This window comes from Mesorhizobium sp. M0802 (assembly GCF_040320115.1).
Taxonomy (GTDB): Bacteria; Pseudomonadota; Alphaproteobacteria; order Rhizobiales; family Rhizobiaceae; genus Mesorhizobium.
On the sequence record NZ_JAMYOY010000019.1, the window covers coordinates 46,319 to 69,091 of the forward strand.

General features: G+C 59.8%; 21 protein-coding genes and 2 pseudogenes. 7 read left to right on the plus strand and 16 right to left on the minus strand.

From position 1 onward, the window contains the following. Nucleotide 1 precedes the first annotated feature (1 nt). A complete protein-coding gene (locus NKI10_RS23915; RefSeq protein ID WP_023806704.1) occupies nucleotides 2-466 on the minus strand; it encodes a M13-type metalloendopeptidase in 465 nt (154 codons plus the stop codon). Nucleotides 467-2,061: 1,595 nt separating this feature from the next. Here NKI10_RS23915 and NKI10_RS23920 point away from each other — a divergent pair. From NKI10_RS23920 to NKI10_RS23935, 4 genes and pseudogenes are all read left to right on the plus strand, one after another. Beyond that, nucleotides 2,062-2,829, plus strand: coding sequence for a hypothetical protein (locus tag NKI10_RS23920; protein WP_023822559.1), 768 nt, complete (start codon nucleotides 2,062-2,064; stop codon nucleotides 2,827-2,829). A gap of 393 nt (nucleotides 2,830-3,222) precedes the next feature. Then, nucleotides 3,223-3,618, plus strand: coding sequence for an avidin/streptavidin family protein (locus NKI10_RS23925; protein WP_023711810.1), 396 nt, complete (start codon nucleotides 3,223-3,225; stop codon nucleotides 3,616-3,618). 915 nt (nucleotides 3,619-4,533) lie between these two features. Then, nucleotides 4,534-4,857 (plus strand): hypothetical protein, encoded by a 324-nt coding sequence (locus NKI10_RS23930; protein ID WP_155921672.1) that lies wholly within the window; start codon nucleotides 4,534-4,536, stop codon nucleotides 4,855-4,857. Between the two features lie 73 nt (nucleotides 4,858-4,930). Next, nucleotides 4,931-5,002: pseudogene (locus NKI10_RS23935) on the plus strand (MucR family transcriptional regulator); the annotation flags it as partial. A 173-nt stretch (nucleotides 5,003-5,175) separates the two neighbouring features. Here NKI10_RS23935 and NKI10_RS23940 read toward each other — a convergent pair. The 15 genes and pseudogenes from NKI10_RS23940 to NKI10_RS24010 form a co-directional block, all read right to left on the minus strand. Then, nucleotides 5,176-5,454 (minus strand): DUF2274 domain-containing protein, encoded by a 279-nt coding sequence (locus NKI10_RS23940; RefSeq protein ID WP_023692449.1) that lies wholly within the window; start codon nucleotides 5,452-5,454, stop codon nucleotides 5,176-5,178. A 13-nt stretch (nucleotides 5,455-5,467) separates the two neighbouring features. Then, nucleotides 5,468-6,685, minus strand: coding sequence for a TraB/TrbI/VirB10 family type IV secretion system protein (locus NKI10_RS23945; protein ID WP_023806697.1), 1,218 nt, complete (start codon nucleotides 6,683-6,685; stop codon nucleotides 5,468-5,470). Nucleotides 6,686-6,695: 10 nt separating this feature from the next. Next, nucleotides 6,696-7,724, minus strand: a complete 1,029-nt coding sequence (gene trbG, locus NKI10_RS23950) for a P-type conjugative transfer protein TrbG (protein ID WP_031198762.1) — start codon at nucleotides 7,722-7,724, stop codon at nucleotides 6,696-6,698. Next, entirely contained in the window at nucleotides 7,714-8,445 is a 732-nt protein-coding gene (trbF, locus tag NKI10_RS23955; RefSeq protein WP_023711815.1) for a conjugal transfer protein TrbF, read from the minus strand. Before trbF ends, trbG begins: the two co-directional genes overlap by 11 nt. Then, entirely contained in the window at nucleotides 8,446-9,768 is a 1,323-nt protein-coding gene (trbL, locus tag NKI10_RS23960) for a P-type conjugative transfer protein TrbL (protein ID WP_023806695.1), read from the minus strand. Between the two features lie 36 nt (nucleotides 9,769-9,804). Further along, nucleotides 9,805-10,530 (minus strand): P-type conjugative transfer protein TrbJ, encoded by a 726-nt coding sequence (trbJ, locus tag NKI10_RS23965; RefSeq protein WP_352862138.1) that lies wholly within the window; start codon nucleotides 10,528-10,530, stop codon nucleotides 9,805-9,807. Beyond that, complete coding sequence (gene trbE, locus NKI10_RS23970) at nucleotides 10,527-12,977, minus strand: conjugal transfer protein TrbE (RefSeq protein ID WP_023711817.1); 2,451 nt, start codon at nucleotides 12,975-12,977, stop codon at nucleotides 10,527-10,529. The genes trbJ and trbE overlap by 4 nt, the downstream gene beginning before the upstream one ends. Further along, entirely contained in the window at nucleotides 12,971-13,243 is a 273-nt protein-coding gene (locus tag NKI10_RS23975; protein WP_023689361.1) for a VirB3 family type IV secretion system protein, read from the minus strand. The genes trbE and NKI10_RS23975 overlap by 7 nt, the downstream gene beginning before the upstream one ends. Next, nucleotides 13,243-13,551, minus strand: a complete 309-nt coding sequence (locus NKI10_RS23980; RefSeq protein WP_023711818.1) for a TrbC/VirB2 family type IV secretion system protein — start codon at nucleotides 13,549-13,551, stop codon at nucleotides 13,243-13,245. The genes NKI10_RS23975 and NKI10_RS23980 overlap by 1 nt, the downstream gene beginning before the upstream one ends. Nucleotides 13,552-13,562: 11 nt before the next feature. Beyond that, complete coding sequence (gene trbB / locus NKI10_RS23985) at nucleotides 13,563-14,531, minus strand: P-type conjugative transfer ATPase TrbB (RefSeq protein ID WP_352862139.1); 969 nt, start codon at nucleotides 14,529-14,531, stop codon at nucleotides 13,563-13,565. Continuing rightward, complete coding sequence (locus NKI10_RS23990; RefSeq protein ID WP_023711820.1) at nucleotides 14,528-14,941, minus strand: hypothetical protein; 414 nt, start codon at nucleotides 14,939-14,941, stop codon at nucleotides 14,528-14,530. The genes trbB and NKI10_RS23990 overlap by 4 nt, the downstream gene beginning before the upstream one ends. A gap of 119 nt (nucleotides 14,942-15,060) precedes the next feature. Then, nucleotides 15,061-17,091: a conjugal transfer protein TraG gene (locus NKI10_RS23995; protein WP_023711821.1), complete on the minus strand. Its 2,031-nt coding sequence runs from the start codon at nucleotides 17,089-17,091 to the stop codon at nucleotides 15,061-15,063. A 438-nt stretch (nucleotides 17,092-17,529) separates the two neighbouring features. Then, a pseudogene (locus tag NKI10_RS24000) lies at nucleotides 17,530-18,547 on the minus strand (IS110 family RNA-guided transposase). A gap of 337 nt (nucleotides 18,548-18,884) precedes the next feature. Next, nucleotides 18,885-19,886 carry a ParA family protein gene (locus tag NKI10_RS24005; protein ID WP_023711822.1) on the minus strand — a complete coding sequence of 334 codons (1,002 nt, stop codon included), beginning with the start codon at nucleotides 19,884-19,886 and terminating at the stop codon, nucleotides 18,885-18,887. Between the two features lie 257 nt (nucleotides 19,887-20,143). Further along, nucleotides 20,144-20,413, minus strand: coding sequence for a site-specific integrase (locus NKI10_RS24010; protein ID WP_023806689.1), 270 nt, complete (start codon nucleotides 20,411-20,413; stop codon nucleotides 20,144-20,146). 245 nt (nucleotides 20,414-20,658) lie between these two features. Between NKI10_RS24010 and NKI10_RS24015 the strand changes: the two genes are divergently transcribed. The 3 genes from NKI10_RS24015 to NKI10_RS24025 are packed head-to-tail and all read left to right on the plus strand — an operon-like array spanning nucleotide 20,659 to nucleotide 22,711. Further along, on the plus strand, nucleotides 20,659-21,180 hold the full coding sequence (locus tag NKI10_RS24015) for a KwaA family protein (protein WP_023806688.1): 522 nt from the start codon (nucleotides 20,659-20,661) through the stop codon (nucleotides 21,178-21,180). Continuing rightward, nucleotides 21,181-22,050 carry a hypothetical protein gene (locus NKI10_RS24020; protein ID WP_023711824.1) on the plus strand — a complete coding sequence of 290 codons (870 nt, stop codon included), beginning with the start codon at nucleotides 21,181-21,183 and terminating at the stop codon, nucleotides 22,048-22,050. It begins immediately after the preceding gene. 4 nt (nucleotides 22,051-22,054) lie between these two features. Then, on the plus strand, nucleotides 22,055-22,711 hold the full coding sequence (locus tag NKI10_RS24025) for a hypothetical protein (protein ID WP_023806687.1): 657 nt from the start codon (nucleotides 22,055-22,057) through the stop codon (nucleotides 22,709-22,711). Nucleotides 22,712-22,773 lie beyond the last annotated feature (62 nt).

Consider the following 22,773-nt stretch of genomic DNA (forward strand, 5'->3'; position numbering starts at 1 on the left):
ACTACAAGCCCGGAGCACACACATCCAGGGACAGGAACAACGTGTGGGTTGATACTGCTCGCGGGGCAAGATGGCAGGGCGGACGTGGGCCGCCCTGCGTTAAGGATGTCCCGCGCTCCGCTACCAGCCTTTCACGCGGTCCTCCTCCGGAGGAATAGATCATCGGTGGCTGGACGTCGAATGTTTCGTACCATGCATCGAAGTTACGCACGATCCACGTCCGCTGCACCGCGGGCGCAAGCGGATCCGTCAGCAGGGCATGCTGAAGGACCGGGGCGCAATAGTTCCCGCTCCAGTTCTGGGCAAAACCCAAGAAGAACCGCTGGTTTCCCGACAGGTCGTCCAACACATGCGCGTCCTGTCCTGCAAGCGCAACGCCCGGGACTGGAACGCACCTCGACATCGCATCAATGTAGTTCAGGGCGCATTCTAGCATCGGCCTGTCGAAGTGTGGCCCGATCATCATCGGCCTGATGACGACTTCCGGGTATGACCCCGGGCAAGCGGCCGCCGCTGCGGGGGAGCGGCCGGTAATTAACGCGCTTGCGAAGCCAAGGCTGAATGAAATTCCGGCCGGTTCGAGAATCGCCACTGCTTGATCGCCTGATGCTTGGCGAGAGGCAAAAGATGTCCCATGTTTGATCTCCACGAGACGCAGAATGTTTGCTGAGGGTAGACCTTAGGACCATGCAAGCGCCTGACTATTGGCCAAAGGTGCCAGGCCAATGTCGGCTTTTGTAAGCGCGCTATTCTAGCTACTTGCGCATGTCCGCTTTTGGGAGTGGGTCGCCGGGCGCTGAACGACCAAGATTGGGCGCAAAGCTGCCTTGGTCAAGTGAGGCTCTCAGCAGAGCAGCCTCCAGTGATCCACAACACAGCCCAACTAATTTTAAGCCAACTGTGCACCGTGCGGCATTCATCGCCGCCGCAGCGCGATACCGCCCTGTTGCCGACCTTCACAAGCAGACCTTCCTTGGCCTCGATGTCGGTTCCCCCCTCGCCGCCAACAACATCGCGCATTGGCCGGCATCAATCATCTCCTGTGCGGCGCGGCACAGCCGACAGGTCTTGCCTTGTCCGGAACCGAAAGTGGGGCTTCGATCGACGCCGGCACGCCCCGCACATCCAATGGTCCGATCATATCTCGCCACCTGCAGGGCGTCTCGATTTGAGGGCGAAGAATCCACGGTATGCGCCGCGCTAAGGTCAGCCGCGCAGGATGAGATCGACCGCTTGAAGCAGGGCGTTTGCGGAAAGCGACACGCCTACCCCGTGCCTAAGCCGAGGAGCTGCGCCACAAACGCCTTGCGCTTGGCGGAGATCTCCTCGCGCTCATCGACGAGTTCGGCCAGCATAGTATCGATCTCATCGGTGATTGCTGCCTCCGACCAGCCCGCCACTATGAGGGTCGCCAGAAAACGCCACACTTCAGGAGCGTCCAAGGTCTCGACGATGTGGCTGAACAGACCTTCCGGTGATATTCTTTCCGTCCGCCAGCGAAAGCGCAGCTCTAAGGTATCGAGATCCGCTGGACCTTTGCCATTTCGATGCGCGTTGCCGATTGACTCGACGAACTTTGCGAACGCATCCGTCCCATCGAGATTGTGATGAACCGGAATTCGGTTGGCTGTGCACCATTGCCCGCGGCCTGAAACAGATCTGGCAGCACCTCTTCAACGATCGTGCGCGAAGTCCAAGGCGCCATTCCCCGGCGGATCTTGATTTAGTCGACCCTGCGGACCACAGGTTGGAGCGTCTGGGCATCGCCGCCTCTTGCGCGCTCGACGACGATGCGGACGCTGGCACCGTCGCGGTTGGCTACCACTTATTCGATCATTGCGGTGAGGCCGGCCTTCAACGTTGCAAGCAACTGGTAGAGGACACCGGAAAAGTTCCATTGCCCGCCCGTCAATGCTCCGCCATCGCGCTGGTTCGCCATGCAAACGTCATATCGCGACGCCCTCGAACCCAATCCCTAAGCCGAATTATACCGGCGCGATCCGATTGAAATGGCGACTGACGCGTATGGCTTTTTGAACGCCGTCGAGTACAACTCTCGCTATGGGGATCTCGCTCTATCGACAGTTCCGGAAAACCTTAAAGGGGACGCCGCTGACCGGGCGCTATATGCCCTACAATTGGTCGAACTTGCCCAATCCGATTGGCGTCCAATGGATGGCGTATTCGTGGATGCTCGACGAATTTGGGCGTGAGCTCGCCAATACCATCAATAGATTTACCAACGACGTCCATAGCCTGACAGCTTGGTCAAGGGTGATCCAGTCGCTAACGCAGAAGAAACAATTTGACGCGACCCATGAATTCATCGACACACTCGCCACCAACGCCTTGAACTCTCCCTATGTAGTCAAGGGGCGCTTCGGCTTCGCCGCCGCCCATCTGTGCCATCAGGCGAATATGCTCAAGCGGCCCGCCACCTGGAGCGACGACCTGCCGCTCGACTACGACATCTATCCCCACGTGGCTGACAAGTATGGCAAGTCTTGGGGATGCTACAAAGGACTTAAGCGCGCGCTTGACGCCATTGGCGCAAGTGCCTTCCGCGGTGGCACCGACGATTTCCGCAATGCCTACAATCATCGTTTCTCGCCGCGGTTTGTGGTTGGAATGACGCAACTCGTAACGCGGATCGTCAACGAGAAGACGGGCCAGGTCCGTTACGGGTTCGGCGGACGTGAGCCGCTCGACCTTGCCAAGATTGTGACCTTGCTGGAGCGAGAACAGATGCTGTTCTACGTCGCGTTCGCTAGCTTCCAAGAACTCGTACGCGAACACGAAGCGGCAATCCGAGAACAAGCCCAATGCTAGTCAGCGAATGTTCCGTGGCGCAGGGGGAGTGCGCCGATCTGAGGGGTGCATTCAATATCTGCGTCTAGAAACTGCCGTCCGGTGCGGGCAACAATTCTGTCTGAAATCAGATCCTGGACAGAGTCGTTCTTCTATTGCCGGCAACAAAGCGCAATGCGGGACAGAAAGATTGGTTGGAATGATGGATTGGCTCCGGAGGGGCCGGCGGTCTCTTGTCGCCGTCGTCAGCGCATTGGATTCATCGGCCATGACGAGTGGTGAATCTAGGCTGGCTGGTTTTCTGTCTTGATTGCTATCACCCCTTTTTCTCCCACAACTGACGGAACGTGCCTTGCTTCGTCAAGCTCCCTTTGGATATAAGCCACACAAGGTCGACCTTGGGAGGAATGTAACGTGCGAAAAGTTGAGACGGCGCTCAAGCTGCTTTCGATGACTTCAGGCAACGGTCCCGACTTTGCCGGACATTGGAAAAACGAGCTTGGTTCGAAGATGTTTCTTGCCGTTGTGGGGAACAAAGTGTCCGGTTCATATACGACCGCGAAAAGCGGGAGCGGGAAGTCCTTGACCGGAGACGTGGCCGGATTTGTAAATGGCGATCTAATCTCGTTTGTCGTCGCCTGGCCGGTAGCAGCGATAACTGCTTGGGTAGGGCAACTGACTACCGCTGCAGATGGTTCAGACGTTCTCGACACTCTTTGGCAGATGACGCAAAACGTTGCCGATGCCGAGGAACCCGACGATATGTGGGCTTCAGTCAACGCAGGTGCGGATCAATTCGTTCGGGAATAGCCGCTGGCAGATTCGGCTGTTGCTCTCGCTCGAAGGTTCGGCGATGGTGGACCTGTGATCTGACGAAGGCTAGAATAGCCGGTCTTACCTGTCCCGGATGTATAAGTTCGTCAGACCATTTGGCGCACCGATTTTGACCGCAGCTTGCCAATTGCGAGGATTTCCGCAACTTGGCAACAAGGATGGCGTCTGGCTGACCTTGTTCCTCGACCACCTGGCCCGATCCGGATCTAGCCGCCGACAGCGGTGCCCTGGGCGCGCCTGGGTATCAGGACGGTGATCTCAGCGGAGAATCGTATGACGAGGCTGCTGCATCAGACGACCGAGGGGCTGAGCGAAGTGGCCGTGCCTGACTTCACCTTGGCGCAAGTGCGTGAACATCTCCGCCGGTCCCGGCCGCGATCCTAAGTTCCTCCCTGACGACGTGCTGCTGTCGCTTACACGTCCCACATTGGCGGCGATCTATTGCCGAATTCCCGGAAGCGAGCGCTGGGCCGGCTGTCGGCGAATATGAGCTGGTCGATCGGTATTGGCGAAGGGCGACGATAGAGAAACGCACCCAGGCGTTCCATGCCAGCGACGGATATGCTTTGCTCCGTCTCGCTGGCACGCTACTTGATGGGAGTGCGATCTATCCGTGGACGGCCAGCGTTGCTGCCAGACTGGCCGTTGCAGACGCGACTCGCGATCGGCTCATCACCGCCGGCGTGCTGCGTCCCGCGCAGAGTCGGCCGCCTACCTGTTGTTGGAGCTCATGCCGAAAGGGCAGCGGACGTCCTGCTGGGCGACCACGCCGCAGCGCCGGTTCCCGTTCGCCATCAAATTAGGCGCTTGCTGTGCCGTGCCGCACCACGGCGACGCTTGGTCGAGACGATCACTCGCATGAGCGAGTGCACAGATAGTTCGGACCGTCTGATGGTCGCCGAACTTGCGGGATGGATGCCGATCGAGGAGTCTGTGGAGTTTCTCGAAGGCTTGGTCGACGGCGAGTCAGAAGCGGTTGAAAAGGCGGCTCTGGTCGCGTTGCGACAGCAACAGGCCGACGCCGAGACCGCAGAGCTCATCGCCGCTTTGCCGGACCAGCCGCAACCGCGGCAGTGGGCTTGGCTACATGCCCTAATTCGGCGTGGCGACCCCGCTCACCTCGCAGACCCCAAGGATCCGCGTTCGATCCATGCTTTGCTTGACCATCTTGGGCAATATTTCCGGGAGGAAGCGAATTCGCTGCTCAAGAAATGATCGAAGGAACTGGCGGACGCGGCCGAAAGGCTCGAGAAAAACTCCCCACCGGTAGATCGCACGCATGCACGGCCCCGATACATACCAGGCGAGGTGGGGACTGGCGAAGGACTATCCCGTGGTCGCCCTGAACTATTCGGCCGCCTGATAAGCGCTGGCAAAATCGTTAGGTTTGGGAAGGAAGGCTGCTCCGGCCAAGAAAACCTACCTCAACGCGTAAAGCGAAAGCCTGATCTCAATTTTGCGAAGCGCTCGCCGGGACCGGCCGCAACGCGGTCAGGATCAAGAACCTAGCGTGCGACCAAACGACACCAAGCGCTACCCGTTGTCCAGCGTGGAAGATGATTGCCTTCGTGGTTTCTCCGAGGCGCCAGCGCCCAGTAAACCTTCCTTTCTGGCCTTGGCAAATGCCCGGTCACCTTCCAGAAATCCGACCAGCATAAAGGGGATCAGTTCAGCCACGGTTTCGGACTCGCCATAGGTCTGACGGTAAAGTGCGGCATAGTCATTAAGTGCTTGGCTCAAGTCGGCGCCAACGGTGATGGTGATCTTCGAAGGTGTCCGGTCCGGAAGTTTTCCGAGTTTCAAATTAGCCATCAAGTCCTCCTGTTCACCCCGTATATGGCCGCAACACGAGGTCCTTGTGCACGACGACGCGCAACGGCCAACCAGGGCGGACGGTGATCGTGGGTTGGACGTTCAGGTTCTTTTCCGTGATCCGTTGGCCGGCTTGACTGACGTTCTGCTGGGCGGATTCACGAATTGCCTTGACCAAGTCGCTTTCATTTTCCCCAAAGCTCAACTCGGTACCAACCCCCAGCAATGTGGCCACCGCGACTCCCTTGATCAGCTGCCAAGTATGGAAATCCACCTTGTCCTCAAGCCCGGCATAGCCGGCCGCGTCGGTCACGGGCAGATTGTCGATTTCGGTAGAGGAGCCGTCCGGCATAACGATGCGTTGCCACACCAACAGAGCGCGCCTTTGCCCAAAGGCAACAACGCTATCGTAGGTGCCGATCAGCCGTGAGCCCTGCGGGATGAGCAGGATGCTGCCGGTGACGCTGTCGTGCACATTCTCGGTGATCTGGGCGACGACAAGGCCGGGCAGATCGGAATTGATGCCGGTGATCAGGCTTGCAGCGATCACGCTACCGGCCATGATCTGATAGGGCGAAGCCGGCGTCTGCAGTGCATGCGGGTTGTAGATCCCGCCGGTGTTCCGTTGGTCGATGAAATCGAGCTTGCGCTGTTGATTGTTCTGGTCGCCCTCGGCCGGCGCGACGGAAGCTCGCTGGCCTTCGGCATCTGGCTGCGGAGACGCCGTCTCGAAAGGCGAACGTCCGCCCTGCCCATTGCCAAAAGCTTCCGCCTGCTGGGGCCGGTTTTCGATGCGGAAGAGGACTTGCGACTCGCGCGCCTCAATCGCTTGTTGTGCAAGCCGCTGCGCCTCGGCGGAAACGTCTTGCCCAGGTGCGATGCCAAGCTGGCGCTGGTGCTCGAGAATAGGACGGCCGAGATCCCCGGGCAGCGGCGGTCCAAGCACCGGAGCCTTCGGCTTGCTCCCGGAATAGTCCTTGGGCAGCGATTCAAGTCCCTCGGCGGTCGGCTTGCGGTCCGTGCTGTAGAGCTCTTCGGCCTGCTGTTTCAGGCGCAATGCGGGTCCCCGCAGCGCCATCATCGTGACGCCAAAAACAGCGCCGGAACCAACAGCAGCGATCGCGACGATTATGCCGCGCCTGAACCGCACCGCTCGGCGGGGCGAGGCTCGCAGCTGCAGCTGTTCGGGATTGAGCTTCGGCGGAGCATTCGGATGGGAAGTATCGGTCATGAGCCTCCCCTCACCTGCCAAAACGCGAAAACAGCGAAACCCGCCGCGGCGGTTTCCGACCGTCGGTTCTCGTAATGCGCACCACCTGCTGCTGTTTGGTGCCCAGCCTTAGCTCGGCCGCAGCAAAGAGGCGATCGACGATGTAGTAGTTGCCGCGCATGCGATAGTTGACGAGCTGGTTGTCCCCGTCGGCTCCGACGATGAAGAGCGGCGGCGCCTCACCTTGGTCTATACGGCGCGGGAATTCGATATAGACCCTGCTGCCATCATCAAAGGCGCGCGTCGGTCTCCATGGTGGCGTGTCGCCGGCGATCGAATAGCGGAAGCGGATGTTTTCGAGTGCTACGTTCGAGGCCGCGGGCATTTCAGCCTCGGCCTGGGCGTTGCGCCGCCGAAGCGCCACGAGTTGGTCTTCGCTGTAAATCCAGGAGAGCGCCGCCATGGCAGTTTTCTCAGTGCTTTGAAGCTGCAGGTGATAGGATCGCCTGTCCGTCGTGATGACCAGATTGGTGGCAAGCCCGGGCGCGAATGGCTTCACCAGCACATGAGTGCGCTGGTCATCGCCTGAGCCACTAACGGTGTCGCCGATCACCCAACGGACCGTATCGCCGGCTGAGACCGAGGTCAGCTTCTCGCCCCGCTGCAATGAGATATCGGTGACGCGCTCCGGCGCGGCGTAGAGCTGGTAGAGCGCGCCGTCGGCAAAGGGGTAAACCTGCACCGCATTGACATAGCCAAACTTGGTGGGTTGTTGCGTCGCCGCCTTGTTGGCATCGGCGACCTGTTCTTCCGGCGAGCGCTTATCTGGGCCGGGCTTGCCGGGTGCGGGCATCAACTGACCAGGCAACGGTAACGGTTTCGGCACTTCCACGACCTTGATCGGCTTCTCCGGCGCCTTCTCGATCGCGGCTGGTTCGAAGTCCTCGTGGTCATAGGAAATCTGAGGCGGCGGCACTGGCTTCGAGGCACAGGCCGAAAGAACCGCAGCAGACGCCGACAGGATCAAGGCAGCACGAAGCAATGGGGCTCTATTTGTCATTGGCGGGCTCCTTAGGGGAAAAGGGGGTTGGCGCGGCGCTGTCGAGCTCGCGCGACCAGTCGATGGCGTTGATGAAGACGCCGAGAGGGTTCTTGCGCAGCTGGTCAGTGTTCGTCGGCGAGCGGATCACTATGGTGAGGATACCTGTCCAGCGCGTCGTGCTCGAAAGGCTACCACGCTCAAAAATCTGCTCGGTCCATTTGACCTGGAATGAACTGTCGGAAGCCCTGACGACGCTGGTCACCTGCACCGACACGCTGCGCGTGCCGATCTGACTGAACGGGTCGTTCGCCTTGGCATGCTCGTTGAGGAAAAGCGCCGCGCGGTCGGTGGCGAAATCATAGGCCGACAGCCAGTTCTGCCGCACCAGCACCGGATCGGTGGAGATGGAGCGGACATTCTGGATGAAGCGGCCGAGATGCCAGGCGATCTGGGCATCGTCAGGCTGGTAGTCCTGAATTGCCGGCGCGACGGCGCGCGCCTCACCAAAACGGTCGACCTCAACGACGTAAGGCACAAAGCGGCCCTGCGCCGACTGCCATAGAAGCCCGCCGGAAAGCCCCGCGGCCAAGGCCAGGCAGCCAAAGGCCATAAGGCGCCAGTTCCTCGCCTGCACGCGCGCTGTGCCGATGCGTTCGTCCCAGAGCTGACCGGCCTTTTGATAAGGTGTTTCAGGCTCGGACGTCTTTCCGTAACGCTGAACGGGTCGCTTGAAGAGCATCTAATCTTCCTTGTCGTTGAGAGAGGGGTTGGCGCCGCTTCCGCCCCGATCGCCATCGCGCACCACCTGCGTGGCAGCATGGCGATGGGCGCGCGCGGCCTGTTCGGAGCGCAGACGCCTTGCCCATGGAGGCGCCGGGGTTGGATCCGCAGCGGGCGAACTTCCGCTCATCGAGCTGAACGGCGTGCCACCGGTCGCTGTCCAGCCGGCATCGCGGCCGGCGTCGGCGCTGCGTCGGAAAGGCTCTGAAGCAGATCGCATTCCCTGCATCGCGGCGCCGCCAGCGGCACTCGCAACCCCCTGCAGCCCAGCAGCTACCCCGGACAGCCCGGACTCGGGCGATGTCGCGCGCCCCGTTTGCCAGGCGACGGTGGCAGCGGACCCCATGGCGGCGCCGGCACGGACTGCGGCGAGGCCGCCGCCTGTTGCCATGCGCGCGCCGGCAAACGCAGCGCCTCCGGCAACGAGCGTTGATCCAGCTGCGGCCGCCGTTGTTCCAAGTGCCGCGCCGGCGCCAAGCTGCGGCGCGCCGGAAACGAGACCCGAGGCAATCCCGGGGCCGAAAATGCCGAGCCCAAGCAGCGCCAGCGCACCCAGCACCTGAGACATGGCCGCCGCCAGGTCCGGCTCCTGGCCCTGCAGGGCGGAAGCGAACTCGCCAAAGAGCGTGGAGCCGATGCCGACGATGACGGCAAGCACCATCACCTTGATGCCCGACGAAATCACATTGCCGAGCACGCGCTCGGCCAGAAACGCCGAACGGTTCCAGAGCGCGAAGGGCACCAGGACGAAGCCGGCCAGCGTGGTGAGCTTGAACTCGAGGATGGTGATGAAGAGCTGGATGGAAAGAATGAAGAAGGCGATGAGGACCAGGAACCAGGCCAGAAGCAGCACGAAGATGGTGAGCGCGTTACCGAAGATCTCGGGGAAGCCTACTAGCTGGCTCGCTTGATTGAGGAGCGGCCAGGCGCCCTCGAAGCCGGCCGCGGCAATGCGGCCTGGCCGCAGGAGACTGTCGGCGGACAGGTTGCCGGCCGATGCGTTGATGCCGAGACCGGCAAAGGAGCGGTAAATTATGTCGGCGAGGTTCTTGAAATTGTTCAGGACGAAGGCGAAGGCGCCGACATAGAGCACTTTGCGAACAAGCCGGCCGAGAATGTTGGGCTCGCCGCCGAACGCCCAGACCAAGCCCGCGAGCGTGATGTCAATGCCGATCAGAATGGTGGTGAGAAAGGCGACGTCGCCCGAAAGCAGACCGAACCCACTGTCAATGTAGCGGGTAAAGGTCTCCATGAAGCGATCGATGACTCCGAGGTCGTTCATGTCGCCGCCTTCCTCGTTGTCTTGAAGAACTGCCGCTCAGTTGCCGGGATAAGCCGTGCCGGTGCCCAGGAAACGCTTCGTCGTCTCGCGAGCGGCTTCCTCAGACTGCGCCTTGCGCGCCGCATCCTCGGCCTCGGCCCGGAACTGGGTCGCAAGCAGCGTCTGGATCTGCATCTGCTGCTTGGTCGAAAGCGCGATCAGCTGATTGGTAGCCTGGCTTGCCTCGAGGGCACCTGCCGCGCCCTGACTGCGATTGACGAGATCGGTAAGCAGGTCGCCATCGGCCTGCACGTTCTCGACGATCTGCGACTGCGCGCTCATGGTCTGGCGGAACGCCTGCATGGCGCTCTGCCAGCGCTCGCGCGCGGCGCTCGCCACATCGCTGACCTTGATGGTGGCGTCGTAGCTTTCCGGATATTGCTGGCGCCACTGGTCCTGCAGCTTGCCGAGATCGAAGCTCAGGCCGCTCGCCTGGGTCATCAGACCGTCAATCCGTTGGAGCGAGCCGGTAAGCTGGCCCACGGAAGAGAAATCCAGGCGCTGAAGGTTGCGCGCCATGTTCTGCAGCATGGTCGCCTGGTTCTGAAGCGACTGGATTTGGTTGTTGATCTGCTCCAATGCGCGTGCTGCCGACAGCACATTCTGCGTATAGTTGGACGGGTCAAACACGATGAGCGCATAGGCCGGCTGGACGTAGTCAGCCATCGGTTTGGCAATCAGGCAAACGGTGACCAGGCTAGTAAAAAGGCGGCGTCCGATCATGACGATTGCTCCTTGTTAGGTTGAGGAAATTGCTGGAGAAGCTCGGCAGCCCAATCCAGGCCGCGCGCACTGAAGAAACGGGCGGCAAAGCTGCCCTGCCCTTCTTCGGAAAGAATATTGTCGATCAGGGTCTGCGCGGCCGGGTCGGAGGCGCCGCAAAGCGCAAGAGCGATCGGGCCTAGCCCGAGCTCGAAGAGGCGATTGCCGCGGCGCGACTGCAGATAGTAGTGGCGCTTCGGCGTGGCGCGGGCGACCAATTCGATCTGTCGCTCATTAAGACCGAAGCGCTCATAGGCTGCCCGTGCCTGCGGCTCCACCGCACGATCATTGGGGAGAAAAATGCGCTGCGGGCAGCTCTCGATGATTGCGGGTGCGATAGAAGAGCCGGCGATGTCGGCAAGCGACTGCGTCGCGAAGATGACGGAGACGTTTTTCTTACGCAGCACCTTAAGCCATTCGCGGATGCGGGCGGCAAAGAGCGGGTTGTCGAGATAGACCCAGGCCTCGTCGAGCATGAGCAGCGTCGGCCGCCCGTCAAACCGGTCCTCAAGACGATGGAACAGATAGGTGAGCACAGGCAGCACAGCGCCTTGGCTGTGCATCAGCTCCTGGGTTTCGAAACACTGCACATCCGAGATGGCCAGCCGGTCGTCATCGGCATCGAGCAGTCGGCCGAATGGTCCGTCGAGCGTGTAGGGCATCAATGCCGATTTGAGCGCATTGGACTGAAGCAGGACCGACAGGCCAGTCAGCGTGCGTTCCTGCGCCGGCGCGGTGGCGAGGCTGGTGAGCGCCGACCAGATTGCCTCCTTCACCTCCGGGGTGACGGTGACATTCTCGTGGGCAATGAGGCCGGCGATCCATTCGGCCGCCCAGCTCTGTGTGGCCGGGTCGTCGATGTGGCGCAGCGGCTGGAAAGCAAGCGCACCATTCGCACCCAACGCATGGTGGTCGCCGCCCATGGCAAGCGCGGCGGCGCGGGCCGAATTGCCTTTGTCGAAGACATAGATTTGCGCGCCAGCGTAGCGCCGGAACTGCAAAGCGATCAGGGCAAGCAGAACCGACTTGCCGGCACCGGTCGGCCCGACAATCAGCATGTGGCCGACATCGCCGATATGGGTCGAAAGCCGAAACGGCGTCGAGCCGCTGGTTTCGGCGAAAAGAAGCGGCGGAGCGTGATCGCCGGTGACCTCGGCAAGGTGCTCGTTCTCCGCTGGACCTGCCCACACGGACGACAGCGGCACGAGATGGGCAAGGTTAAGCGTGTGAACGAGCGGCTGGCGAACGTTGGCGTAGACATGACCCGGCAATGAACCAAGCCACGCTTCGACGGCATTGATGCTTTCGCGAATGGTGGTGAAGCCGAGCCCGTTGACGATCCGCTCGACGGCGCGAAGCTTTTCCGCGGCGGCTTTACGGTTCTGATCCCACACCGTCACCGTTGTGGTGAGATAGCCGAAGCCGACATGATCGCCGCCCAATGCCTGCAGTGCTGCATCGGCATCGAGCGCCTTGTTGTCGGCGTCGCTGTCGACGAGAGGCACCGGTTCGTTGGTCACCACCTCGCGCAGAATAGCCGCGATCGATTTGCGCTTGGCAAACCACTGCCGGCGGAGCCGAGTCAGCGTCTTCGTGGCTTCCGCCTTGTCGAGTGGAATGAAGCGCGTCACCCAGCGATAGGCGAAATCCTGGTTATTGAGCGCATCAAGGATTCCTGGCCGGGTGACGTTCGGAAAGCCGAGAACTGTGAGCGTGCGCAGATGCTGCTCGCCCAGCATCGGCTCTAGGCCGCCGGTCAGCGGCGCGTCAACCAGGACGCCGTCGAGATACATTGGCGTTTCCGGCACGGCGACCGGATGACGGCGTGTCGAGATCGTGCCGTGCAGGTAAGTCAGGGTCTCGGCATCGTCGAGCGCGCGCACCTCGGGCACGAAGCCCGAAAGAAGATCGAGAACGCGGTCAGTCTCGTCTCGGAACCGGGCAAGCTCCTGGCGCCAGTCTCTTTCCCCTCCCAAGTCATGCGAGTCGACGAGAGCACTTTCCGCGCGCGCTTGGCCATCGGGCCCGGGCATGAAGACCAAGGTCAGATGATAGATGCTCTCGAAATGCGCGACCTTGCCCTCGAAGGCCGCGCGCCGTTCCTCATCGATCAGCCATGAGGCAGCATCGGGAAGGGCCGAGCTCGCATAGCCCAGCGCTTCGATGCGCTCGGCCTCGAAGAATAATGCCCAGCCAGAGCCGAGCCTTCTCAGCGCATTGTTTGCCCGCGCGCATATGCCGATGAGTTCGGCCTCCGTCGCGCTTTCAAGGTCGGGGCCACGAAACCGCAATGTCCGTTGGAAGCTGCCATCCTTGTTGAGCACGATGCCGGGCGCGACGAGTGCTGCCCAGGGCAGATGGTCGGCAAGCCGGTCGGCTTTGCCGCGGTATTCGGAAAGCTTCAGCATGCAAGCCAGCCCTTTTGACGAAGATGACGGACAAGCACGCTGGCAAAATCCGGATCACGCCGTGCGGCAAAGACCGCGAGCGTGTGGCCGGCGATCCAGAGGATCAGACCGGCAATCCACTGCTGCAGGCCTAGGCCGATGGCGGCGGCCACCGTGCCATTGAGGATCGCCACCGCCCGCGGCGCGCCGCCGAGCAGGATCGGCTCGGTGAGCGCCCGATGGACCAGAACCTCGAAGCCTTCGATATGCTGCTCTCCGGTGCTCATCAGACGACTGCCCCGCCGCCAAAGGAGAAGAAGGAAAGAAAGAAGCTCGAGGCCGCGAAGGCGATCGACAGGCCGAAGACGATCTGGATCAGCCGGCGGAAACCGCCCGCCGTGTCGCCGAACGCAAGGGTAAGGCCAGTGGTTATGATGATGATCACGGCAACGATCTTGGCCACCGGCCCCTGCACCGATTCCAGGATCTGCTGAAGCGGCTGTTCCCACGGCATGCCGGAGCCGGCAGCGTGAGCCTGGGCCGTGAGAAGAAGCGCGACGGCGGCGGACGAAAGAAAGCAAATTTTCTTGCGCATGAGATGACCTTTCAAAGCTGCTGGAGTTGCGGAAGAGTGAGCTGGCCAACGGCGTAGTCGCCACTGTCGTCGAGACCCGTGACCTCGGCGATCGCGTCAACGCGGCGCGCGGGTCCTCTTCCGGCAATAAAGATGACCAAGTCGACGGCATCGGCGATCAGCCGGCGGGGAACGGTGACAACGGCTTCCTGAGCGAGCTGCTCAATACGATAGAGTGCGGAGCGTGCCGAATTGGCGTGAACGGTGGCAATGCCGCCGGGATGTCCGGTGTTCCATGCCTTCAGCAAATCGAGCGCTTCCGCGCCTCTGACTTCGCCGACGATGATGCGGTCGGGCCTCAGCCGTAAGGTCGAGCGTACGAGATCGGCGAGTGTGATGGAGCCCCGCCTCGTCCTCATGGCAACGCAGTCCTTGGCCGCGCATTGCAGCTCGCGGGTGTCCTCAATCAGGATCACCCGCTCATCGCATTCGGCGACTTCTGCCAGTAGAGCATTGGTAAGTGTCGTTTTGCCCGACGATGTGCCGCCGGCGACCAGGATGTTGCGCCGCTCGCGCACTGCCTTCCTCAGGGCATCAGCCTGCAGCGGGAGCATGACGCGATCGGCGACGTAGTTGGCCAGCGTGTAGAGTTTTGCCGCCGGTTTGCGGATGGCGAAGCATGGCGCCAGCACGACCGGCGGTAGCAGACCCTCGAAACGCTCGCCTGAGGGTAGTTCGGCACTGACGATTGGGTTGTCCGCATGCGCCTCGGCGCGCACGTGAGAGGCAACGAGGCGGACGATGCGTTCGGCCTCGGAAGGATGCATATGCACGCCGGTATCGACCCGGCCTTCTCCCAACCGGTCGAGCCGCAGCGCGCCGTCGGGGTTGACCATCACCTCGATGACGGTCGGATCGGCAAGGGCCTCGGTGATCGCGTGGCCCATGGCTGTGCGCAGCATGGCGCGGCGGCGGTGGTCGGCTGCGGGATGAGAGCTCATCCTTCGCCTCCATTGCCATTGCCGTTGCCAAGCGAGCGCTTCCCGGAGGCGATCTGGCGACCGACCTGCTCGACGAATTTGTCAAAGCGCTCTTGGGCAATCGCCTGTGTCGCCCGATCCGGGACCGGCGTGTGGGAATGAAGCGTAATCGAAAAGCGTATGAAGAGTGCGAGGCTCTCCAGGATCACCTCGACATCGGTTCGGATATGGTCGAGGTCGCGAGAAAGACGGTCGAGACGCCTGCCATAACGATTGTCGAGTTCGTTCTCGCCACGCCGCTCGATGAAGGCCTCGACTGCTTTCGCAACGATCGCCGATTTTGTGGTCGACGGGTTGCGGCTCAGCGTTTCCAGCTTCTCGCTTAACGCGGGTTCGAGCAGAAACTGGTGGCGAATGCGATGGGGCTTCATGGGGCTCGTTCCGACTGGCCGGCGCTGATGCGCCGGCGGCGGCAACGAACATCGCCGATATCTGAAAAATCGCTTATGGGCGTTATCTACGCTGAGATACGCCTGAGCTGCGAAAGCGCTTAGAAGCCGGGGATGATGTCCTTGTCGTCGCCCCTTCCCTCGTTGATACCGTAGGCGCTGGCTGCGGTGGAAACCCGGTCCATGACGCGCTTGTCTGCGAGTGCCTCGGCGTCATCGTCGGCCAGATTGAAGAGGTCGTCTTGATCAGGCTCCTGAGAGACGACGACGTGGTCTTCAGGCAGGCCGGGATGACGCTGCTGTTGCACGCCGCCGTCTTCTTCGATTGCCGCGCCGGCGTTTTCGTCATCTGCAGCGAGACGGCGGTCAACACTGCGGACTAGTCCGCTCCAATCGTCGGGGCGCGACGCAGGACAGTCCGCGTACAGACCGTCGCGCAACACCGGCGCCGGCAGCACCCGTTCGGTGAAATTCTGGTCCTCGTAGTAGCGGAGCTTGTTCGCACGGATCGGCGGCAATCCTGATATCAGCACCAGCTCGTCCGAAGGCGGCAATTGCATCACCTCGCCTGGTGTCAACAGCGGTCGCGCAGTTTCCTGGCGGCTCACCATGACGTGCGAAAGCCAGGGTGCCAGCCGATGGCCGGCATAGTTGCGCATGGATCTGAGTTCCGTCGCTGTACCGAGCGCGTCCGAGATGCGTTTGGCCGTGCGCTCGTCATTGGAAGAAAAGGCAATCCGCACATGGCAATTGTCGAGAATGGCGTTGTTCTCGCCATAGGCCTTGGAGATCTGGTTCAAGGATTGAGCGATCAGATAGGCGCGGATGCCGTAGCCTGCCATGAAGGCAAGCGCGGTCTCGAAGAAATCGAGGCGTCCGAGCGCCGGGAATTCGTCGAGCATCATGAGGAGTTGATGCCTGCGGCTCTTCTTCGGGTCACCCTCCAGGCGCTCAGTCAGCCTGCGGCCGATTTGATTGAGCACCAGTCTCACCAGCGGCTTGGTGCGCGAGATGTCCGACGGCGGCACGACCAGATAGAGCGACATCGGCCGCTCGGCATCCATCAGGTCCGCAATGCGCCAGTCGCAGGCCGATGTTGCCGCGGCCACGGTCGGATCACGATAGAGACCGAGAAACGACATGGCGGTCGAGAGAACGCCTGAGCGCTCGTTCTCTGATTTGTTAAGCACCTCGCGAGCCGCCGAGGCCACGACGGGATGGACCCGAGGTTTGTCCGCCGTGCCGAGGTGGTTGGTGGTCATCATCCGCAGCAGTGTCGTGGCAAACGAGCGTTGCGGATCCGACAGGAAAGTGGCGACGCGGGCGAGCGTCTTTTCTTCTTCGGCGTAGAGCACGTGCAAGATGGCCCCGACCAAGAGTGAATGACTAGTCTTCTCCCAATGATTCCGCCGCTCCAGCGCGCCTTCCGGATCGACGAGAATGTCGGCGATGTTCTGAACGTCGCGGACCTCATCTGAGCCCCTGCGCACTTCCAGCAGCGGGTTGTACCGCGCCGACCTTGGATCAGTCGGGTTGAACAAAAGGGAGTACGAGAACATCGACCGCCAGCCGGAGGTCAGCTGCCAGTTCTCGCCCTTGATGTCGTGAATGACGGCCGAGCCGGTCCAGGAAAGAAGAGTTGGAACGACCAATCCGACGCCCTTGCCCGAACGTGTCGGCGCAAAGGCCATGACGTGTTCCGGCCCGTCATGGCGCAGATAGTGATCCTTCAGCTTGCCAAGGAAAACACCGGCTGGTCGAAACAGCCCTGCCTTCTCGATCTCGCAAGACACGGCCCATCGCGACGAGCCATAAGTGGTGACTAGGCCGCGCTGCCGCGCACGCCAGAGGGAGCCAGCGATGGCGGCCGCGCAGCCCATGAAGCCTGTGGTGGCCGCAAGCATCCCGGCCGTGTCGAAGACCTCGGGCGCGTATGCGTCGAAATGGAACCACCACTCGAACAGTTGCCACGGCTTGTAGATCGGCCATCCGGCTGCGACAAACCATGGGGGTCCGAGTTGCGGCTGATAATCTAAAGTTTGGGCGCACCATTGAGTCGCTGTCCATACGCCGAGAATGACGATGGCGAACACAACGACTATCTGACCGACAAGGAGCTTCGTCGGTGTCATGGGCGCAGCCTCCGAGTTTTGTTAAACGGAAGCAGGATGGCGTGACGTTTCAGAATATTGAAGATACCCAATATACGCGCCCGTGCGATGCAGTGAACGTTGCAGGCTTAGAAGATTGGGGGCGCCAAGAAATGTCATCGCGAAGGCACGAGCGAATGACTTGTATGGGGCCGTGTAGGGACGGCTCTCCGTTGGCAAGGGATTCTTTGAGCGTTGCCGTTGCTGGTTGGTGCGGCCATGTATCCGACCTGTAGGTGCGGCCTATCATGTGCCGCTGGCCATAATGCCATTCGCGCGTCTCAGGTCCCGATCGTAAGCTCGCACTCAAGGTGCACGGCCCCAGTGGGTTTTCCTGATCCGGCGGTATCAACCGGCTTTGTGCATTAGCTCCTGTCCGCCCTTTCCAACCTCGTCAGCGATCGCTCGCCTTATCTTGTTCTATGCGATGACCGGCTCCCTGTAGCGCTCGCCGTTCGTCATCAGTGCCCAGACCATCCGGGCGGTCTTGTTGGCCAACGCAACCGCCGCAACCTTGGCTGTTCGCCGCGCCATCAACTGCACGAGCCATGGCCTCCTGGTACCGTTGCGCTCGGCATAGCGGATGACCGCCATCGCACCCACCACGAGCAACTGCCGCAAGTAGCGATTGCCGGCCTTGGAGATACTGCCGAGCCTCTCCTTCCCCCCGCTCGAGTGCTGCTTCGGCACGAGTCCGATCCATGCCGATAGACAGCGCCCCGACTTGAACGCATGCGCATCGGCGACCGTAGCCACGAATGCACTTGCCAGCAGCGGGCCGACGCCTGGGATTTCCATCAACCTGCGACCAAGCTCGGTCTCACGCGCATTCGCCCGAACCCTACGATCGTTTTCGAGGATCTGTTTCTTCACGACCCTGAGCTGCGCCTCAAGCGAGGCATAGCCGCGCGTCAGCTGGTATCCTGGTCTCGTTCTCGTCGTTGACGACCACGAGCAGTTGCTCAATCCCATTCCGCCCGATCGGCGCTACGATCCCGAACTCGGATAGGTGTGCCCGCAACGCGTTCGATATCTGCGTGCGCTGGCGGTTGAGCATCAACCGGACCCGGTGCAGCCATCATCACACTTTGCTGCTCGGGTGATTTCGCAGGCACGAAGCGCATGGTCGGCCGAGTGACCGCCTCGCAGATCGCCTCTGCATCTGGGGCATCATTCTTCTGCCGCTTCAGATAAGGCTTCACATATTGTGCCGGCAGTAACCTCACATCGTGACCACGTGCGATTAGCTCGCGAGCCCAATAATGCGACGAGCTGCAGGCTTCGATACCGACCAGGCAACGTGGCAGGCTCTCGAAGAATGCCATCACGCGCCCACGCGTCAGCTTCCTGCGAGCGACAACCTCACTCGCCGCATCCACCCGTGGATTTGAAACACTGACTTCGCAATATCCAGACCAATCGTCGTAACGTTGCCTATCATAGATCTCCTCCAGCTTCTGGCCCAACGATCATACCGCAGGGCGGGAGGAGAGCCGTCCACCGCATCATCTGCCGACTGTCCGGTTCTGGCCGAGAAACTCAGAAAGCCGCCGTTCGGCACCCGACCCCAAGTCAGCCCTTCGGTTTGATCATGTCGTCGCCCGAAACTTGCCGTTCGTTCGATTCCAATAGTGGACTGAGTTAGGAGCACTTCGAGACCGATCTCGGCCGAGAATCGTATCGGCTGTTGGGAGTATATTTCGACTCTTGCAGCGGCCCAAAGCAATACCCATCCCCCAATTCAATGCAGAAGTATGAGGTCAATCAAGCAATCTCTAAGGCCAAGCGGAAACTGAGTTGAGGGTGTCAACTATCTCTGCAAAATGATCGGCCGAATCCCTAGCCTTCGCAAGATGAGCACCGCGAACGCCATCGCTAGAATTACAGTAGAAGATCGGCTTCTTGGCGTCCATAGAATATGGAACAAGGCTGTGAAGATTTGGGATCAAACCCAGTTTATAATCATCATCGTGCCAAACCTGTACTTGATTCAGAGGAGTAAGCTTTTCGATAATGTTTGCGCGAATCGCAGGCTCGAGTTCGTTCCCGTAAATTTGCCAACCTTCCGTCATCCCAACAGCATTTGAACGTACGTTATGCTGTTGAACGACGTAGCCAAGGTAGCTCGGTCTCCCCTTGGGGATAGAGAGAGTGGGGTCCTTCCATGCGGTATTAGTTTGATCCCACTCTTTCCGCCATCCGACCAGCTTGTTGCCGAGGTTTTCCGTTCCTTGAATGGAAAACAGGTCGGGAGCCAGAGGCGTGATGAAGTAATCCGCCGAGGCTAGAACAGCTCGGTTCAGCGCGCCCAGGTTGGGACCGAGATCCAACAGCACCAAGTCTGCGCGGACTTTCTCGCTAGCCCATTGAATGTAGCGATGGATTGCAGATTGAGCTCGCACCGCAGGCTCGTTGCCACCTCGTGCAGCACTCCAGGTGTCGCCCAATGTGTCTTCAAAATCGCTGAGTCGAAGATCCCCCGGCACGAGATACAGCTTGCCCTGAGCGTGTGGAACCGGACTAGGCTGTCTCTGGCGAATGTCGCCGATGCCTCGTGCGACACGCTCAATGGCTCGGTAGATACTGTTTCCCTCCGTGCCCCACGATTGTCGAATAGCAGTGTCGCTCAAGCAATATGCACTCAGGTTACATTGACTGTCGCAATCGACCATCAGGACGGTGAGCCCGCGCGCGGCGAGAAGATGCCCAACATGATACATGTAGGTCGTTTTTCCGACACCGCCTTTGTTATTGAAAATCGCAATGCTCTTGGTCATTTGAAATTCCTTTTGTTCGTGATGACCATAAGCGGCCCACGGTCGGTTCGCCACAGATATGAAATTAATCTTCCTCGAATTGCGGTACAAATGTGGAATGTCCTCAGGCCTCCGCATAAGAGCAGTCAAGGTCGTGCATTGGGAATGCCAGCAATTCGTTGAATTTTACGGTTCTCCTCGATGTGCTTAAACGGCTGAAACGTCGCATGCCCAGCTCAAGAGCTGTCCGTCCGCTTCCCACCCCACAATTGTCGAAGCTACCCGGTATTCCACGTGTCAGCGCGAGTCCCTATCTCCGGTCGGGCGACCACATCGCGAATCCTGATCTTGACCAGGTCACAACCGCGAAGCTTGCTGTCGATTGCTAGATCGAATAGCGCACGGTCCCGAACGCGTCTCTTGCGATCGAGGAAAAAGCGAATTGCCCAGATCTGCTTCTGGTTGAACGGACGCTTGGTGACGACCCTCTTTCCGGCATTCCAAGCTGCGCGCTCGCGACTGGCATCATCGAATTGAGAATGGCCCATGTGAGTTCTCCTCGGCCTTGATTGGCCGAGAGAGAACGTCGCACGACACTACCGCTCAGGGGCCGTAAACCTGAATGGCAGCTTCGAGAGCAGATGCCGATAAAAGCTGCCATGGGACCTAAGATCGGAACAGGGCGGGCCCGATAGAGGGCCTTATCAGGACGAAGCGATCTCTTCGCCTAAAAACGCTGTGGACTTCTGTAGTCGTATCGCCGCCGAATGCTGCAACGTGATAGAAGAGCCAAATGTTCAATGTTTTTGCCAGACTAGTCTTCACAAGCACGGCCCTCGCCCCGGTCGGATTGACCTATGCTTGGGTTGCGTGGGTTGAATGTGCGCCCCAGACGGCAAAATTCATCCTGACAGGCTGCCTAATCCTTTGTGTCCTATGCGTCGGGATTCTCTGGACCGCTAAACGCTCACTGCCCGCGTCTAAATTCAAAGCAGCGTCAATCGAGGCTGCGGACCATGAGAACACCGCGTTTCTCCTCCTCTATGTAATGCCGCTATTCACGTCGCAATTCAACACACTAGATTGGAAATTCTGGGTGCCAACTGTCGCAATATTTGGCGTGATAACCGCCACTGGGTACAACTACCATTTCAACCCCTTGCTTGGCTTGCTTGGGTGGCACTTCTACAAAGTCCAATCTGCTGAAGGGGTGACTTTCGTGCTGATAACGAAGAAACATCTTCGCACTGCCGCCACGGAATTGCAGGTAGGCCAGCTCACAGAATACATTCTGCTCGATCTGGGGGGAAAATAAATGACTCAACTCTACGCCGTATGCCGTCCGGCCGAGATAGCCGAAGTCAGACACATTCAATTGGCCAATCCGCTGCAGGCCCAACTAAACGGGGTGTTCGAAAACCAAGAAGCTCAATTCATGGCCGGCATCGCCAACGAAATTGCATTCACGGGCGATTGGATTCCAGACAGCGAGGATGTGCTCTTCATCCAAAGCCTGCCAGAGGCACAAGCGCTGCTAGCTGCAGCGGACCAGAACGCGGTCGCACTTCCCGTACTCGATGTCGCCAATTTTCAAGATCAATCCGTCAAGGGCCTATTCGCCGTCCTCGGCAATGGCCCAAATCGGCGGCTCTTGATCCAGAACTTTGGCCCGCAACAGGTGCTATCTAATCGTTTCGCGTTTTTATATGAGGGCGATGTTTTTCGACGGCTCGTCGAACCGGCATTCTCACTGGATAATAAATTGGTAGCAACCGTCGACGCGATAGGACTGGTCCGGTTCAAGAGTTACTCCATGTTACGGCGCGTCCTCGATATGTCCCCTGTCTTCCGAGACGCAACCGATCCTGAGCTAGCTGCATTTTGCGGCCACGCTAGCCTCGCCATCGGGGATGCTGCGGCGTTCGTAGCCGGAGCTGATGAAGGTATCCGAAAGCACGTTCTTGCAATCACGAAGACCAACGTTCTTGGAAATCACCCGGTCGCAAATATTCAGGCGCAGGCAGTGGCTATAGGATTTCCAATCGCCGTAAATGCAGGCCGTATCGAGATACCAGCCGATCGAAAAGGCGCAAAGGCTCTATTCAGTTTCCTACTGAATAAGGTCTATCTCGGGCCTATCGACCAACAGCTCTTCATAACCAATTCAAACCGACCTCTGGCCTAGCCCAATGAGTTGGGAAACGAGGGCTGCGAATAACCTGCTCCCGCTCAGTTGGGACAAGGGCAGCCTTTCGCAAGCTCTTCGCGAGTGGCGCTACACTGGTGACTACCATGACCTCGAAGCGCCCTCCGCTAACTGTGAACTCTGTGATCATCCCGACATCCGCTACCAATTCGAAATCCGCAATTTGCATACGGCCGCAAGGCTGCTGATCGGATCTGAATGCATTCATCGCTTTGGTATAGCTGCGACCGACGAAGAAGGCCGCACCTTAGACACGCTCGCCACTCGTAAGAAGGTCGATCGAGATCGGCGACAACTTGTCGAGGACGCGCGCCGCAGGCGATTAGTAAGCGCGCTTGTGGCGCTGGCGAACGTTGAACCCAATTTCGATGTTCATTCCTTTATAGACTATTTGCAGACGCGGGGTGCATTCACCCCCAAACAACTGGCGACCGTTCTCTGGAGGTTAAGAAAGAAAGGCGTCGTGCACAGCCCTCAAGACTTCAAGCTCACGATCCGCCGAGGCCGGGAAAAAGCGCAACTTTTGTCCCTGAAGGACTGGGAAATGGCGCTCGTTAAGCCGTGCCTCACGACCGAACAGTCAGCCTACCTCGAGAAAGTTGCTCATCGAAGGAGTGGCCTCGACCATCTGCTTGACTAAGCCAAATTGCCGCTCCGGAAGCGTATAGATTCGATCTCGCAAACACCGATCTCTGAGTTGTG